This is a genomic window from Vicinamibacteria bacterium, assembly GCA_035620555.1.
Lineage (GTDB): Bacteria > Acidobacteriota > Vicinamibacteria > Marinacidobacterales > SMYC01 > DASPGQ01.
Window position 1 is genome coordinate 1 of the sequence record DASPGQ010000744.1, and the last position, 14,532, is coordinate 14,532.

Sequence of the window (14,532 nt, forward strand, 5' to 3'; positions counted from 1 at the left end):
CGGAAGCCCATCCTTGTTGGCCACGCTCAGCAGGGCGCTCTTGGTGCTGGTCATTGGGCTGCTATTCTAACCCCGATCCGACGTTCTCCTGGTCGCGAACGGGACGGGGCGGGTCCGCCGGAGCCTTGCGCGGAGGCGGATCGATCACGGGTCCCCGCCACGGCATCGAGTACGTCATGGTTTCTTCGAGAATCGATAGCCGGTGAAATCACCGTTCGCGTTCTTCCAGGCAGACAGCCAGAGGAAGGAAGCCGCGGTGACGCCTCGAGAGTAGCTCAGAGAGAGCTCTCCATATGGGATCGACCGGTAGTCGAAGCTCTCGGCCGGCAGGACTCGTCCTTCCTTCCAAAACGCGGTCTCGAGCGGCTCGATAGACGCCCGAGTGGCGTCACTCAGTCGCGACAGGAGATCGGGGACCGAGGCGCCATCGAGAGGCGACGGAAGTCCCCTGTCGAACACGAGTGGAACTTGATCGAGATTCAAGCCGACGAAGCGCAGGTATTCGGGCGCGATTCGCCGGAGATCGGCCCTTCCCGCGCCCACGACCGTGGGATCCGCGAGGTCGGCGGCGATCCGAAGGAGCTTTCCAAACTCCTGCGCAATCTCGTCGAAGGAGTCGTGCTCGTCCACCATACGTACGATGCGCTCGATCCGCGACTCGACGTCCCCGGCGAGATCGGCAGACAACGTGCCCTCCCGACCGTCACGGGCGAGGCTCGAAGCCGTGGTCCCCTCCAGAGAGGAAACTCCTTCCGAAACCGCGTCGCTGCGCCGCCAGAGAACCCGGGCGAGAGACGGTGGAAGCAAACGCATAGTGTCGAAGACCATGCTTCGGTAAGCCTCGGCAGGCCACGCGTCGGCTGGCGCTGAAGAACCCGCCAGGAGAACCGGCAGAATCGCTGCGGAACCCAAGCGCAGCGGGAACGGGATTGGCACGGATGCTACTTTTTCGGCCGGGCGACCACCGAGACCTTGCCGTTCTTCACGGCAACGCCAAAGTCGACTTCCTTGAACCCCCGGCTTTCGCGCAGGTGCTCGGCCTGTTTTTCGAGCGTCTTGCGAAACGACTCGTAATCGAGCTTCGAAGTGGCTTCACCCGCCTTCCTCTTGGCGCTCACGTAGCTGTCGAAAACCTCGCGCAGCGGCTCGTCGGTCTCCGGCGGGGGTACGTCACGAGGGCGAGTGTGGATCTCGCGGCCGGTCGGAAGCCGTCCTTCTTCCTTCATGCGCACCCTGCGATTCCACATTTCCATATAGGTGTTGAACTTGGCCTGGTTCATCGCAAAGATCGACTGTTCGGTCAGGTTCGTCGGGGGATTTACCGAGTACTTGCGCACGATGTTCGCGATCCGCTTTTGAGTGGCCCAGGGTGGTTTTCGGAGCGCACCGGAGAACCACTGCTCGAACTCACGCTCGAGGAGCTTGAACAACCGATTGAACATCGCCATGTCGTCCTGAAAGCTCATTCGCGAACGAACTCCTCAATCTTCGTCTTTCTTGAAGAACCAGAAAAGCGGTAGCCAGAGCTCCCGCGCATAGGGGACTCGCTTTCCCTTGACGAGAACTTCACAGCTAGGGTCGTCGCCTACGAGCGAGAAGAGCTCGTGCAGCAACCTGACTTCGTCGATGCCGAAGGTGGCATAGTGTCGCAGAAAACGGCCCCGGTTCTCGGTGCGGTATCCACGCCCCTTCTGGGCGAGCACGACCGCCGAGTCGTAGCTCCCGGTAGCGACATCCGCCGGCGGGCCGAACACGACGGTTACGGTGAACTCCTTCGGCGCGCGCTCGGGGTAGAGAATCTCGATCATCTCGGGATCGAGGTGGGAAAGATCCTGCTCCTCCTTCTCGATGATCTCGGGAAGGCGCTCGATGTAATTGCGCGCTCGCTCCACGGGCATGTTCGATGTTTATGCTAGAATGCTAGCCCCGATTCGGCAAAAATGCCAGCATGGAACTCCGTCGAATACCGAGCGTCGAGAAGCTTCTCGCTCGCGATGGATTCACGGCACTCATCGACCTGTACGGACGGACGGGTGTCGTTGCCGCGACGCGCGAAGTACTCGAAGCACTGAGACGCGACCTCGCTCTCGGAATGACCGAAGAGCAGCTCGAGGCTGCCTTGGACGACATCGAGGCCGCCATCGACGAGCGGCTCGAGAGGAGCGTTCGGCCTTCTCTCGGTCGAGCACTGAACGCGACCGGCGTTCTGATTCACACGAACCTCGGTCGCGCGCCACTTTCTCCGGCGGCGCGCCGGGCCATCGCCGAGGTGGCCATGAGCTACAGCAACCTCGAGCTGAATCTCGAGAACGGGAGCCGCGGCAGCCGGCACCAGCACGCGGCCCATCTGCTCTCACGACTCTTCCCCGGAACCAAAGCTCTCGTGGTGAACAATGCCGCCGCCGCGGTGATGCTGAGCCTGAATACCTTTTCCCTGGGAAAAGAAGTCGTCATATCGCGAGGTGAGCTCGTCGAGATCGGCGGCTCGTTTCGCATTCCCGAGATTCTCGAGCGGAGCGGCGCCCGCCTGCGCGAGGTGGGAACGACCAACAAGACCCGCCTTTCCGACTACGAGAAAGCCATCGGTTCCAAAACGGGTGCCATCCTCAGGGTGCATCCATCGAACTTTCGAATCGTGGGATTCACCGAATCAGCCCCGACACCGGAGCTGGTCCGGATCGGGCGCGAGCACGGGCTGCCCGTCATCGAGGACTTCGGCAGCGGAAACCTGCTGCGGCTCGGGGCGTACGGACTTCCTGACGAGCCCACGGTCTCCGACAGCCTCGCGAGCGGCGTGGATCTCTCCATCTTCTCGGGCGACAAGCTGCTCGGCGGGCCGCAAGCGGGAATTCTGGTGGGGAAACCCGACCGGATCGACGCCTGTCGCAGCAACCCGATGGCGCGCGCTCTTCGCGTGGACAAACTCGTCTACGCCGCGCTCGAGGCGACACTCGCATCTCACCTGCGAGAGCACGCCGTCGAGGAGATCCCGGTCTTGCAGATGCTCGCACTGCCCGCCGAGGTCGTCCGCAAGCGGGCCTCTGCGCTCGTCGAACGGCTGGCGGACGCGAGCTCGCTGTCTCTCACCGTTCACGAGTCGGTGTCGCGTGTCGGCGGTGGGGCCGCCGCCGATGCCGAGATTCCGACCTACGTCGTGTCCCTGGAAATGCCAGGAACGTCGTCCGACGCGATCCTCGAAGCGCTTCGCCGTCACGCTCCCCCGATCATCGCTCGAATCTCCGAAGACCGAGTGCTCTTCGACCTGCGCACCCTCCTGCCCGTCGAGGACGCCATTTTGGAAGAGGCGCTCAGAGGTCTAGAACAAAGCCGCGGTGGCTCGGGAAGCCAGGCGGATCGATAGCTCCGGCGCGACGCCGAGGAACAGGACGGCCACCAGGCCGACGGGAAGGGCGAATCGGCTGAACGGGGGCAATTCCGCTCGGCGCACGAACCGCACACAGCCGAGACCAAGAGCCGTCGTCGCAACCAGGGCAAAGGCTGCGCTCATCACGTGCCCTGCGGCGAGAACGCTGCTGGCGGCCACGAGCTTGAATGCGAAGCCGGGAAACGGCGGAAAGGAAAATGCGGCAAAGGCCCCGAGCCCGAGCAGAGCCCGGTCGCGCGCGAGGGCGGCGGCGAACAGCGCGACTCCGCTCGTGCCGAGCTGGAGCAAGACGGCTTCACGTCCGTGAGGCCCTCCCAGGACGAACAGACCGAGGTAGCCGAGCTGGGAAACGGCGAGCCAGGCGACGAAATCGCGGCGGCTCCTCGACCGCCACACTCCGATGGCGCCCGCGGCGAGTGACGAGATTGCGAGCATCGAGTGAAAAGCATCGACGCCCACCAGATCGGGCTTCCACGCCGTCACCCGAAGCATGAGCGAAACCACGACCGAAAGCGAGCCGAAAGAGAAAAAGACTCCTTCGGTGAGCTCCCGTTCCCTTTGCAGAAGGGCCGCCCGCTGGACGGCGAGCCAGGTCGCCACCGTTCCAACACCCAATAGAATCCAGCCGACCGGGGCCGACACCGAAACAACCGCCAGGTCCGTCCCGCCGAGAAAGGGAATGGAAGCGATCGCGACGCAGGCGCCCACGAGCGCCCAGCGCGTCACGACGAGGCCCGCACCCGAGAACGCGATCACGAAGGCGAGCACGTCGCGGGTCGATACGGCCACGACCATCAAGGCCGCCGCGAGGTAAAGCCGGAACGATGCCTTCGGAAGGCTCACGCCCGCGAGCACCAGCGCCGTTAGAAAGAGGCTGAACGGATCGCCATCGAGCGTGCCCGTATGCTTCAAGGCCTCCCCCTGCCACCAGAGCCAAAGGACGCCGAGCAGTGCCGTAATCGGAAGGACTCGCTGCATCAAGGTTCCTCCGATGTCACGCGCGCGTGGATGATTTTTCCCGTGGAGTCGGACAGCATCACCGAGAGAGCCGGCCGACTCAAGACGAGCGCCAGCCAGAGACCGACGAGGAGAACCAGCGGGGCCCGTCCGCTGAACGGCATCTCGGGCTGTCGGAACTGTCGGGAACGAGCTCGAAGGAACCGAAGCACCCACCACCCATATGCTAGCCCCGCCACGACCAGGAGCTCCCGAGGGAGTGCCCGCACGAGCCCTGAAGCGCCGGGAGGGACGAGGATCACCACGCCGCCCAGAAAGGCCTCGAGACGGGTTCTGGCCGGCCAGCACAAAGCCAGAGTCGCGAGCGCCAGCACCAGGTGAATCATCTCGATTTGGGCCGCATCGACTCCCGAGGAGCGCAATGAGAACATTCCAAGCAGCACGAGCCCGTGATACCCGTGGACCATCCGGGTTCGCGGTGAAAGGCCCGCGGATGCGATCCCCAGGAGGCCGAGAGCAAACATCAACGGGGCGTACTCTGAGGCACCCACGGGGAAGACGCACGAGACCAGCCGCAAGAGCAGGTACGTGGGGACGACCCAGTAGCCCGCGAGAGACAAGCTCGACTCTTTCGTGAAGCTTCCGAACATCATGATGACCGGCCCCGCCGCACCCAGCAAGAAAGCCCGTCCAGCGAAACTCGGAAAAGCCACGAGTGATTCGAAACGATCGATGGAGCTCGTCGGAAAGCCGGTCTGCGCCTCCGCGAGCTGGTAACAGAGAACGAGGAAGCCCGAGAGCAGAGCGAATCCAACCCATTGGATCGAAAAAAAACCGCGGCCTTCCCGTACCATGAGGCACGTCATTGCGATTCCGAGAAAGACCAGAAGCAGCAGTGCGTCTCGGGCGCAAAGGAGCCCCAGCAGGGCCGACTGGATCCACAAGACGAGGGTCGCAGTCTTTCGGTCGAGGGGCTCGAGGGCGAGCGCAAGAAGGGCGAGCAGGGAGATCAGGACGGAGAGGAGGCCGCTCAATCCGTCCATGGCGAGCTCGTAAGAGGCGCCAATCGAAGGGATCCACGGGTGAGTCACCCGCGCCGGCCCCAGTACGGCGATCGCTATCGGTGCGGCCGCGGCCGCGAAGCGAATCCCTCTTCCGACTCGCTCACCGGACAGAAGGGAGAGGACGCTGCCGGCAGCTGGGACCCAAACGAGAAGGCTCAGCAAAGGAGGGGAAATAGGCCAGAAACGAGGTGGCACGCCTCGTCAGGGCGGCCGCGCCCCGGACACTTGACATCTCGGCCCGGTCGAGCCGAGAATAAGGGGTGGACCCTTAAGTCCAATGCTGAGTATCTCCTACGTCGCGTCGACCCCATGATTACCGGTTTCAACACTGACGTTCCGTACAACGGCGAAGTCTACCATGTCCAAACGGAGGACAAAGGGAAGGACAACCCCATGGTGGAGTCGCTCATCTACAAAGGTGGCGAGATTCTCGGAGCCAAACGCACGGCCTACTCCCTGTTTCTGCAAAATGGCTACGACGAGGGGAAAATCATCAAGGTCATGGAAGACCAGCACCGGGGCATCATCCGTGACATCAAGGCGGGGCGATACGACAAGTCGAGAGACGAGCTCCTGGGCGACGAGACGGCGCAAGCCGATCAGAGCCTCGATCAGGTCATCCTCAACTATCTCGCCGCCAACAAGAAGGAGGGAGCGTAGCCAACCGATGCGGATTCGGCTCAACGGCGAGCACCGTGAACTGCCCGAATCCATATCGGTGGCGAGGCTTCTCGACGACCTCGAGCTCGATCGTGACCGAGTCGCCGTCGAGCTGAACCGCCGCATCCTGAGCCGCGCCGAGCACGACGCAGTGAAACTCTCGGACAACGACGAAATGGAGATCGTGACCTTCGTCGGTGGCGGCTGAGCGCCGTTCGCGGTAAGCTTGCGGCATGCTCGCTCTGGCCGGACGAACGTTCCGGTCCCGGCTCATTCTCGGCACCGGAAAGTACGACGATTTCCAGCTGATGCGGAGCTGCCACGAGGCCTCGGGCACCGAGATGGTCACCGTCGCGGTCAGGCGGGTCGATCTGAAGGACCGCTCCAAGGAATCGTTGCTCGATTACATCGATCGGAAGCGATTCACGCTGCTTCCCAACACCGCGGGCTGCTACACTGCCGAGGACGCCGTCCGCACCGCGCGGCTCGGCAGAGAGGCGGGTCTGTCACACTGGGTCAAGCTCGAGGTCATTGGCGACGAGAAGACCTTGTTTCCCGACACCGCGGCACTCGTCGAGGCCGCACGAACGCTCGTTCGCGAGGGATTCGTCGTCCTTCCCTACACGAATGACGATGTCGTGGTCGCCAAGAAGCTCGAAGACGTCGGCGTGACCGCGATCATGCCGCTTGGCGCACCCATCGGCTCGGGCCTCGGCATCCAGAACCCCGCTAACCTCGAGTTGATGAAAGAGGCCATCTCGATACCCATGATCGTGGATGCCGGCGTGGGCACGGCGTCGGACGCGACCGTCGCCATGGAGCTCGGTGCGGATGGAGTTCTGATGAACACCGCCATCGCCGAGGCGAGGAATCCCGTGCGGATGGCCGAAGCGATGAAGCTCGCGGTCGAGTCGGGCCGGCTTGCGTACGAGGCGGGCCGCATGCCCCGTCGCCGCTACGCGAGTGCCTCGAGTCCCACGGAAGGAATCGTTTCTAGCGAGGCGAGGCTCTGAGCGACCCGGCCCTCTCGGAGCTCGAACAAAAGCTTGGCGAGGAGGAACGGGTCTACGGCGAGCTCCTCGCCGAGCTCGACGAGCTGGCGCGGAACCCGGCTCCCTACGAGCGGGATCACGAAATTCCATCTCTGCTCCAGGCTCTCAACGAATCCACGTCTCTCGCTCCCGTGGACGGTTCGCCTCGCCCGGGCGGCCTCAGGGGCCTGCTCCAGAGCCTCGCCCGCCGAGTCCTCTCGCCCGAGCTGGACCGGTTGGAGCAGGCGCTGTCGCGCCAGCGCGCCTTCGACTCGACCCTGGTCCAGTTCCTCAATCGATTCGCCGATAGCTCGAACGCCGTGGCCGCGCGTCAAGCGGAGCTCGCCTCGACGCTCGTCAGATTCTCACAACGAATTGACCGGCTAGCGGACGCCAAGGACCGGCTCTACGCCTCTCTCGGCAACCGTCGGATGGACCTGCTCCTCGATGCGATGGACAAGCGGCTTCAGAGTGTGCGCCTCGGCATCGCGAACGTCCAGGAACGACTCGCCGGGATGAGCTCGGATCTCGCCCTCGCCCGTTCCGAGATCCAAGCGGTCGATAAACCCGTCGCCATCGAGCGCGAGCGGCTCGAGGAAGCACACTACGTCGCCTTCGAGGAACGATATCGGGGAAGCTCTGAGGAGCTTCGCGCTCGTTTCGCCGACTACGTACCCTTGTTCGAGCAACGCGCCCCCGTCATCGATCTGGGCTGCGGTAGGGGTGAGTTCCTCGAGCTCCTTCGAGATGCTGGAATCGGCGCGCAGGGTGTCGACAGCAACGTCGATATGGTGAAGATATGCGAGCGCAAGGGGCTCGAGGCAACGCATGGCCAGGTGCTCTCGTTCCTGGCCACATCGACACCCGGTTCGGCAGGAGGAATCTTCGCCGCGCAGCTCATCGAGCATCTACCCCCGAAGGACATGAAGCGGCTTCTCGTCGAAAGCCACCGAGTGCTGCGTCGAGGGGGGCGGATCATCGTGGAGACCGTGAATCCCCGAAGCCTCATCGCTCTGCTCGAGGCCTATTTCCGCGATCTCACCCACGAGAGACCGCTCCATCCCGAGACCCTCGACTTCATGATGCGCGCGGCAGGTTTTCGGGAAGTCGAGATCCGCTACTCGAGCCCCGTCTCCGAGCGAACGAAGCTATTACCCGTCCTCGAGGGCGAGCGCGCGCTCAAGCAGAACTTCGAGAAGCTGAACGCTCTCCTCTTCGGCGAGCAGGACTACGCCGCCATCGGCACGAAAGGATAAGATAGACGGCGAAGTGTCCGAGTGGATCCGGGTCGGATCGAAGACCGAGCTGCCTTCCGGTCGGCTGAAGACCGCGGAAGTCCGCGGAAGGCAGATCGTGATCTACAACGTCGAAGGCAAGCTCTACTCGACCGACAATACCTGCGCCCATCAGGGAGGACCTCTCGGGCAGGGGCTTCTCGAGGGCAACGTGGTGACCTGTCCCTGGCACGCCTGGCAGTTCGACATCTGCAGCGGACAGTCGCTCTTCGATGCCGATGTCAAGGTCGCCACGTTTCCGGTCAAGGTGGAAGGCGACGACATTCTCGTCGAGGTCTGAAAGCTTTTGGGCGGCGGGAAGGGTAAGGAGACCTGGGCCGAGAAGAAACGTCGTAGCCGCACGATCGTTCGTCGGCTCGAAAAGGCCTATCCGGGGGCCCAATGCGCGCTCGAGCACGAGAACCCTCTGCAGCTCCTGATCGCGACCATCCTTTCGGCCCAGTGCACCGACGCCCGGGTCAACCAGGTGACCCCCAAGCTGTTTGCCCGCTACCCGACCGCAAGAGACTTCGCCGAGGCGGACCCCGCCGAGCTCGAAGAGCTGATCCGCTCGACCGGTTTTTTTCGGAACAAGGCCAAATCCATTCGCGGCGCGGCGCAGAAGATCGCGTCGGATTTCGACGGCGAGGTACCGAAGACGATGGAGAAGCTCGTCGGCCTCCCCGGCGTCGCCCGCAAGACCGCCAACGTCGTTCTCGGAACCGCTTTCCGCATTGCCGACGGATTCGTGGTCGATACCCACGTGTTCCGCCTCTCCCATCGCTTGAACCTCGCCGAGGGAAAGACCGCCGAGCAGGTCGAGACGGAGCTGATGGAGCTCATCCCGCGAAAGCGTTGGATCGATCTCGGCCACATCCTCATCCACCATGGTCGTCGAGTCTGTTTCGCCCGCAACCCCGACTGCGAGCACTGCGTCGTGGAATCCTTGTGCCCGAAGCTCGGGGTTGCTCCCAGGAAGCCGAAAGCCGCGCGGCCGCCGAGGCGGCCCCTCCGGGATCGAATCGCGGCGGGCAAGCGAAAGTCATGAAGCTCGGGCTGAGCCTCGGCTTTCTCACGTCGGCGAACCTCGACCTCGTGCCGCTCGCCGTCCAGGCCGAGAAGCTCGGTTACGACTCCGTGTGGGTCGCCGAGGCCTGGGGCTCGGACGCCGTGAGCCTTCTCGCCTGGATCGGCGCTTCGACCGAGCGCATCGAGCTCGGGACGGCCATCCTGCAAATCCCGGCGCGCTCCCCGGCATTGACCGCTATGACGGCGGCCACGCTCGACCGGCTGAGCAACGGGCGGCTCCTTTTGGGCCTCGGTGTCTCGGGGCCCCAGGTCGTCGAGGGCTGGCATGGCGTGCCCTACGGAAGACCGCTCACCCGCACACGCGACGCCGTGGAAATCATTCGCAGGATCCTTGCCCGGAAACAACCGCTCACCTACGCGGGAAAGACGTATCGCATTCCCTTGGATGGCGGCACGGGTCTCGGAAAACCGCTCAAGCTGATGATGCCACCCCTTCGGCCGGATATCCCCATCTACCTCGCCGCGATAGGACCGAAGAACGTCGCCCTCGCCACCGAGATCGCCGACGGCTGGCTTCCCATCTTCTTCGCGCCCAGAAACGCTCGGCTCTTCGGCGAAATGCCCCAGCGCACGTTCGACGTCGCCCCGACCGTCCACGTTGCGCTCGGCGATGACGTTCAAGAGTGCCTGGATGCCGTCAAGCCAAACCTCGCCCTCTACGTTGGGGGGATGGGCGCCAAGGGCAAGAATTTCTACAACGATCTCGCGAGACGTTATGGGTACGAGAAAGAGGCCGAGCAGATCCAGGAACTCTATCTCGGCGGCAAGAAGAAAGAAGCCGTCGCGGCGGTCCCCGACGGGCTCGTGGACGAGGTCGCTCTTTGCGGACCGAAGGAACGCATCGTCGACCGGCTCGGGGCGTGGCGGGAAGCGGGCGTGACGACGCTCATTTGTATTCCATCGGGCTCCGAGGCCTTTGCCGAGATGCCGGAGATCGTCGCCCGGGCTTGAGCCGTGAATCGCGTTAATCTGGAAGCTTACTTCGAGCGAATCCGGTACGACGGTCCGGCGGAGAGCACGGTCGACGTGCTCCGCGCCCTTCATGAAGCACACCTCGCAGCGATTCCCTTCGAGAACCTGGACATTCTTCTCGGACGTGCCATTGTCCTCGACGTCGAGACGCTTCAGAGAAAGCTCGTCGCCGAGAGGCGGGGCGGCTACTGCTTCGAGCAGAACACTTTCTTCTCGGCCGTTCTCGAGAGTCTCGGCTTTCGCGTGACGCCGCTCGCGGCGCGGGTTCGCGTGGGCACGACTTCGGTACGAGCGCGTACTCACATGCTCTTGCGGGTGGATGTGGGCGCAGATTCGTTCGTCGTCGACGTCGGCTTCGGGGCGGACGGACCATTGCACCCGCTCCCGCTCGAGGTGGGGGTCGTCTCGGGACACCACAGATTGAGACGCGAGAAGGACGTGTGGGTGCTCGAGGGAACCGCGGAGCGGTCCTGGATGGACCTCTATGCCTTCACACTCGAGCCCCATTATCCGGTCGATTTCGAGATGGCGAACTACTACACGAGCACGCATCCTGAATCCCCGTTCGTGCAGAACTTGACCGCTCAGCGGAACCGACAGGGTGAGAGAGCGATCCTGCGCAACCGGGAGCTTGTCGTCAGCGACCACTTCCGGACCAGGGCAACCGAGACGGTGCGCGATCCCGAGCATCTGCTCGAGATCCTGGAGCTCCATTTCCGGTTGAGATTTCCTGCGGGCACGCGCTTCGCGAGACCGCCGTTCTGATGATCTGGTTCCCAAATTTCGCGTTTTCATGAGCACGGAGCCCGCGCAGCACTGGATTCACCGATCTAGACTCGCGCGCACTGCTGGCGCCGCAGCAGCCCTTCTGGTCCTCGCCGAAGCGCTCCTCCGTTTGGGCTCTCTGGCCCGTGGTCCGGTCCGCTTCGACGTCGGTCCCTCGACCGGGGAATACCTCAGCGGATTCACGGCAAGCGAAGAGCGTTTCCCGCTGAGCTTTCGCTGGACCGGGCCTCGGGCGCGCATCGAGATTCCGCTTCAATCCGCCCCGCAGGACGTAAGGCTCCGCCTGCGCTACGCGCGATTTCTCGATAGCTACGCGAACGTGCGGATTTTCGTGGGTACCCGTCAGGCCGGAGCCTTTCGAGCGAGGCCGGGGAGGTTTCGGACGGAGACTCTCGAGGCGCGGCACGAAGGCGGCCGCTGCATCGTGGAGATCTGGACGGAGGATCCCGACGCGAGCGCGCTGGGAATCCCGATCGACTGGCTCATCCTCGAGAGCGCGAGTTGGAACCTTCCGTACTCCGTAATCGAGCCTCGCTCCTGGTCGGTCGGCGTTCTCGCCGTGAGTCTCATCGCCGGGTTCGGCCTCGGCGCTGCCTTTGCCGCCGGGGCCATCGCGTCGGTGCTCCTCGCTTCGTTCTATGCCATCGACCCTTTTGGAATGGTCCACGTCACGTCGGCGATTACCTTTCCAGCACTCGCGCTGACGGCGATCGTCGCCATCGGACTTCGACTCACCCGGCGCGACCGCTCGGCTCGCTGGCTCGTCTGGATCTTCCTTGCGGGATACGCTCTCAAAGGGGCAGGGATTTTTCACCCGAGCTATTTCTCTCCCGACGTGCGGAACCACCAGAGGTACGTCTTCGCCTTCGGGGAGGCGGAGGGCGGCATCGTGGAGCGCGGAATCGAAGCGCAGAAGACCGTTCGCACCGCCTATCCCCGGCGCGTCGCCGGAAAGGACTACGTCTTTCCCTACTCCCCGATGTTCTTCGTCCCCTTCGCGTGGCTGCCACGCGAGCGATCCGCGGTCGAAGAGGCGCTCAAGCAGGTGTCCCTGGCCGCGGCCGCGCTCGAAGTGGTCGGCGTGTACGCTCTCGCCGCGACCCTCGCTGGGCCCGGGCCGGCAGTGCTCGCCGCCCTGCTCGCGGCGTTTCTTCCGGTAACCAACAGTCGTCTGTTTCTCGCGATGTGGCCCACGATCCTGGGACATCTCCTGGACACGGTTGCGATCGTCGCCGCCGCTTCCGCGGCCCGCGAGCCGTCTCGAATCCTTGGCTGGATTCGTTTCGGAGCGCTGACGTTCGCCTCGTTCCTCGTTTATGTCTCCAGCCTGTTCAACCTCAGCGCCTTCGCCGTGTTCTTCGGCCTGGCCGACAAGCGGTGGAGACCGGCTTGGTTGACTTGGGGCCTTGCCGCGGTCGCGACGATCCTCCTGCTCTACGCCTCCTTCGCTATGACTTTCTTTCGAGAGATTCTGCCGGGCCTCTTGACCGGAACGAGCGCGATCGCCGTACCGATCACCGAGCGCTTCGCGTCAGCCTTGATGAGACTCGAGCTCTTCTATGGCTACGGATTTCCTCCGTTGGCGCTCGCCGGCTTCCTCGTGTTGCGGCGCGACCACCGTAACGACGGCTATCTCGTTATGCTCGCCTATGGTCTCGCTTTCGCGATCCTGTCGTCGATGAGGGTGCTGTTCGGCGATCTGTTCAAGGACCTGAAGGAGATTCTCTTCGTGGGCCCGCTGGTCGCGACCACGGCGGGAATCGCCCTGCACCGTCTCGCGGACGGCGGCCGCTTCGGGAAAGTAGCCTGCGCCTGCGTTGCCGCGGGACTCATCGCTTTCGGGTGCTCGAGGTTTGGCGATTACTTCAGCGCCTACGCGTCGCTCGCGGGAGCCGACTGAAGATTCGAGGTGAGACGACGGGCTAGCTCTGCTCGGCCCTCGGCTGGTAGTTCGAGAACTTCAATCTCGAGCTCATCCTTCCGTTTCGCCATACGCCTTCCCCACTCGAATGCTGTCTTTAATTTACGCTGTCGTGGAATTGAAGCACTCATTACTAGGACGTGTTGCGCCGCCGCAAACGATAGTGGAGGCGCAGAAAAATCAACCCCCAGATTCTGAGCGTATGGTCCGCCCGAGCTTCCCCATCTTCGCACTCGTACACACGAATACTCTCCTGCATAGTCCGGACGTATCGTGCCCAGATGGTTTTGTCGTTCCCATAGACAACGAAGTAGAAGCCGGGAAAGCCGAACGAATCGCCTTGGGAAATTAGCGAAAGCGATCCATCCGGATGCGCTTCGGGACGCATGATGACGAGCGCGTTTCCGTTGGGGAGTGGGAATACGACTTTCAGGCAAACGCCGTCGTACCCAGGGACCCGGCACGGAGTGTAACTGCCGGCGTAGAGAACGTCCCGAGTACCTACCATGTGTCGGATCCACACCGAATACTTACGTAGGCCTGACCCGGGCTCCACGAGATGCCAAACCTCGTTTGTAACTCCTCGACTCGTGTCAAGACCTGATAGCGGCACATTAAGCTGCTGAAGTCGGCGACTGAACAGAACCCTTAAGAGTCCCCCAAAAGGACGAAACGCCCCGCACCACTGGGACCACGCTTCGAGCTCGAACAACGAAGTCTGCTCGTAGAACGCGGCGACTCCCTTACTAACCTGACTAGGATCGAACGATTCGCTCCGGAGAACACCAAAGTCCGGGATAATTCCAAGCGTTTGGTCTCCCGTCCGGATATGAAGCCTCTCTCGGCGGGCCAGCTCCTCGAAGAAACCGGCGCCTATGCCCCGGGTGGGACCAACCGGACCCTCGAGCCATGGATATTCTTGAACGTGTAGCTTCCTGCCGGTCGCTCGCACCCAGAGCTGCGTAGACCAGTCGGTAAGATAGCCTCGCCTTTCACCAAGCCAAATCATTCCGGTCTAAACCTGCGAAGTCCGCGCGTCCAAGAACGGCGGCGGACTTTCTCAGCTTCATCCCCTGGTTATCCGGTTCTCGCATTGGCGCTCAAGCGGTGAGCGCCTCAGCGACAGCCTCCGGGTTCTCTGCGGCCACCTTTAGTAGTGCGCGAGCTGGCCCGTCTGGCTGCCGTCGTCCCTGCTCCCAATTCTGCAGCGTTGAAACACTGACGCCGATCATCAACGCAAACTCCGACTGTGAAACGCCGATCTTCTCTCGAATCGCCTTGATGTCGGCAGGCCTAAACCGAAACACCCGCGAGGGCCTCGACTTTCCCCGCTTAATCTTGCCGGCCTGCTTGATGCTTGCAACGAGCTTGTCGAAATCCTTCTTCTTCACTT

The 14,532-nt window shown here is 63.0% G+C and carries 17 protein-coding genes; 10 read left to right on the plus strand and 7 right to left on the minus strand.

What is annotated here, in order from left to right; all coding sequences use genetic code 11:
• Positions 1 to 174 precede the first annotated feature (174 nt).
• From VEK15_29760 to VEK15_29770, 3 genes are all read right to left on the minus strand, one after another.
• The gene (locus VEK15_29760) at positions 175 to 828 is read right to left on the minus strand and encodes a hypothetical protein (protein ID HXV64921.1); all 654 of its coding nucleotides are present in this window, start codon (positions 826 to 828) and stop codon (positions 175 to 177) included.
• Between the two features lie 113 nt (positions 829 to 941).
• Positions 942 to 1,466 (minus strand): MXAN_5187 C-terminal domain-containing protein, encoded by a 525-nt coding sequence (locus VEK15_29765; protein ID HXV64922.1) that lies wholly within the window; start codon positions 1,464 to 1,466, stop codon positions 942 to 944.
• Between the two features lie 15 nt (positions 1,467 to 1,481).
• Entirely contained in the window at positions 1,482 to 1,898 is a 417-nt protein-coding gene (locus VEK15_29770) for a hypothetical protein (protein ID HXV64923.1), read from the minus strand.
• A gap of 50 nt (positions 1,899 to 1,948) precedes the next feature.
• On the opposite strand from VEK15_29770, the gene selA reads away from it, so the two are divergent.
• Positions 1,949 to 3,361 carry an L-seryl-tRNA(Sec) selenium transferase gene (gene selA / locus VEK15_29775; GenBank protein HXV64924.1) on the plus strand — a complete coding sequence of 471 codons (1,413 nt, stop codon included), beginning with the start codon at positions 1,949 to 1,951 and terminating at the stop codon, positions 3,359 to 3,361.
• Here selA and VEK15_29780 read toward each other — a convergent pair.
• Together VEK15_29780 and VEK15_29785 are read right to left on the minus strand one after the other, a co-directional pair.
• The gene (locus VEK15_29780) at positions 3,317 to 4,366 is read right to left on the minus strand and encodes a hypothetical protein (GenBank protein ID HXV64925.1); all 1,050 of its coding nucleotides are present in this window, start codon (positions 4,364 to 4,366) and stop codon (positions 3,317 to 3,319) included. The two genes, selA and VEK15_29780, sit on opposite strands and share 45 nt — an antisense overlap.
• Positions 4,363 to 5,568: a hypothetical protein gene (locus VEK15_29785; protein HXV64926.1), complete on the minus strand. Its 1,206-nt coding sequence runs from the start codon at positions 5,566 to 5,568 to the stop codon at positions 4,363 to 4,365. Before VEK15_29785 ends, VEK15_29780 begins: the two co-directional genes overlap by 4 nt.
• A 147-nt stretch (positions 5,569 to 5,715) precedes the next feature.
• On the opposite strand from VEK15_29785, the gene VEK15_29790 reads away from it, so the two are divergent.
• The 9 genes from VEK15_29790 to VEK15_29830 all read left to right on the plus strand — a co-directional run bounded on the left by VEK15_29790 (position 5,716) and on the right by VEK15_29830 (position 13,118).
• Positions 5,716 to 6,066 (plus strand): hypothetical protein, encoded by a 351-nt coding sequence (locus VEK15_29790; protein HXV64927.1) that lies wholly within the window; start codon positions 5,716 to 5,718, stop codon positions 6,064 to 6,066.
• 7 nt (positions 6,067 to 6,073) lie between these two features.
• Positions 6,074 to 6,274, plus strand: coding sequence for a sulfur carrier protein ThiS (thiS, locus tag VEK15_29795; protein HXV64928.1), 201 nt, complete (start codon positions 6,074 to 6,076; stop codon positions 6,272 to 6,274).
• Positions 6,275 to 6,299: 25 nt separating this feature from the next.
• On the plus strand, positions 6,300 to 7,079 hold the full coding sequence (locus VEK15_29800; GenBank protein HXV64929.1) for a thiazole synthase: 780 nt from the start codon (positions 6,300 to 6,302) through the stop codon (positions 7,077 to 7,079).
• A 170-nt stretch (positions 7,080 to 7,249) separates the two neighbouring features.
• On the plus strand, positions 7,250 to 8,353 hold the full coding sequence (locus tag VEK15_29805; protein HXV64930.1) for a class I SAM-dependent methyltransferase: 1,104 nt from the start codon (positions 7,250 to 7,252) through the stop codon (positions 8,351 to 8,353).
• A 13-nt stretch (positions 8,354 to 8,366) separates the two neighbouring features.
• Complete coding sequence (locus VEK15_29810) at positions 8,367 to 8,672, plus strand: non-heme iron oxygenase ferredoxin subunit (protein HXV64931.1); 306 nt, start codon at positions 8,367 to 8,369, stop codon at positions 8,670 to 8,672.
• 6 nt (positions 8,673 to 8,678) lie between these two features.
• The gene (nth, locus tag VEK15_29815) at positions 8,679 to 9,419 is read left to right on the plus strand and encodes an endonuclease III (GenBank protein ID HXV64932.1); all 741 of its coding nucleotides are present in this window, start codon (positions 8,679 to 8,681) and stop codon (positions 9,417 to 9,419) included.
• Entirely contained in the window at positions 9,416 to 10,411 is a 996-nt protein-coding gene (locus VEK15_29820; protein HXV64933.1) for an LLM class F420-dependent oxidoreductase, read from the plus strand. The genes nth and VEK15_29820 overlap by 4 nt, the downstream gene beginning before the upstream one ends.
• Positions 10,412 to 10,414: 3 nt before the next feature.
• A complete protein-coding gene (locus VEK15_29825; GenBank protein ID HXV64934.1) occupies positions 10,415 to 11,197 on the plus strand; it encodes an arylamine N-acetyltransferase in 783 nt (260 codons plus the stop codon).
• Positions 11,198 to 11,225: 28 nt separating this feature from the next.
• Complete coding sequence (locus VEK15_29830) at positions 11,226 to 13,118, plus strand: hypothetical protein (GenBank protein HXV64935.1); 1,893 nt, start codon at positions 11,226 to 11,228, stop codon at positions 13,116 to 13,118.
• A 154-nt stretch (positions 13,119 to 13,272) separates the two neighbouring features.
• Here the strand turns inward: VEK15_29830 and VEK15_29835 are convergent, their stop codons facing one another.
• Both VEK15_29835 and nadS read right to left on the minus strand, forming a co-directional pair.
• Positions 13,273 to 13,647 (minus strand): hypothetical protein, encoded by a 375-nt coding sequence (locus tag VEK15_29835; protein HXV64936.1) that lies wholly within the window; start codon positions 13,645 to 13,647, stop codon positions 13,273 to 13,275.
• A gap of 592 nt (positions 13,648 to 14,239) precedes the next feature.
• Complete coding sequence (nadS, locus tag VEK15_29840; protein HXV64937.1) at positions 14,240 to 14,530, minus strand: NadS family protein; 291 nt, start codon at positions 14,528 to 14,530, stop codon at positions 14,240 to 14,242.
• Positions 14,531 to 14,532 lie beyond the last annotated feature (2 nt).

Excerpts from the sequence above, each read along its gene's own strand:
- VEK15_29790 (HXV64927.1), top strand. The coding sequence starts at position 5,716 with ATGATTACCGGTTTCAACACTGACGTTCCGTACAACGGCGAAGTCTAC.
- VEK15_29765 (HXV64922.1), bottom strand. The coding sequence starts at position 1,466 with ATGAGCTTTCAGGACGACATGGCGATGTTCAATCGGTTGTTCAAGCTC.
- VEK15_29800 (HXV64929.1), top strand. The coding sequence starts at position 6,300 with ATGCTCGCTCTGGCCGGACGAACGTTCCGGTCCCGGCTCATTCTCGGC.
- VEK15_29830 (HXV64935.1), top strand. The coding sequence starts at position 11,226 with ATGAGCACGGAGCCCGCGCAGCACTGGATTCACCGATCTAGACTCGCG.
- VEK15_29760 (HXV64921.1), bottom strand. The coding sequence starts at position 828 with ATGGTCTTCGACACTATGCGTTTGCTTCCACCGTCTCTCGCCCGGGTT.
- VEK15_29835 (HXV64936.1), bottom strand. The coding sequence starts at position 13,647 with ATGGTAGGTACTCGGGACGTTCTCTACGCCGGCAGTTACACTCCGTGC.
- selA (HXV64924.1), top strand. The coding sequence starts at position 1,949 with ATGGAACTCCGTCGAATACCGAGCGTCGAGAAGCTTCTCGCTCGCGAT.
- VEK15_29820 (HXV64933.1), top strand. The coding sequence starts at position 9,416 with ATGAAGCTCGGGCTGAGCCTCGGCTTTCTCACGTCGGCGAACCTCGAC.
- thiS (HXV64928.1), top strand. The coding sequence starts at position 6,074 with ATGCGGATTCGGCTCAACGGCGAGCACCGTGAACTGCCCGAATCCATA.
- VEK15_29770 (HXV64923.1), bottom strand. The coding sequence starts at position 1,898 with ATGCCCGTGGAGCGAGCGCGCAATTACATCGAGCGCCTTCCCGAGATC.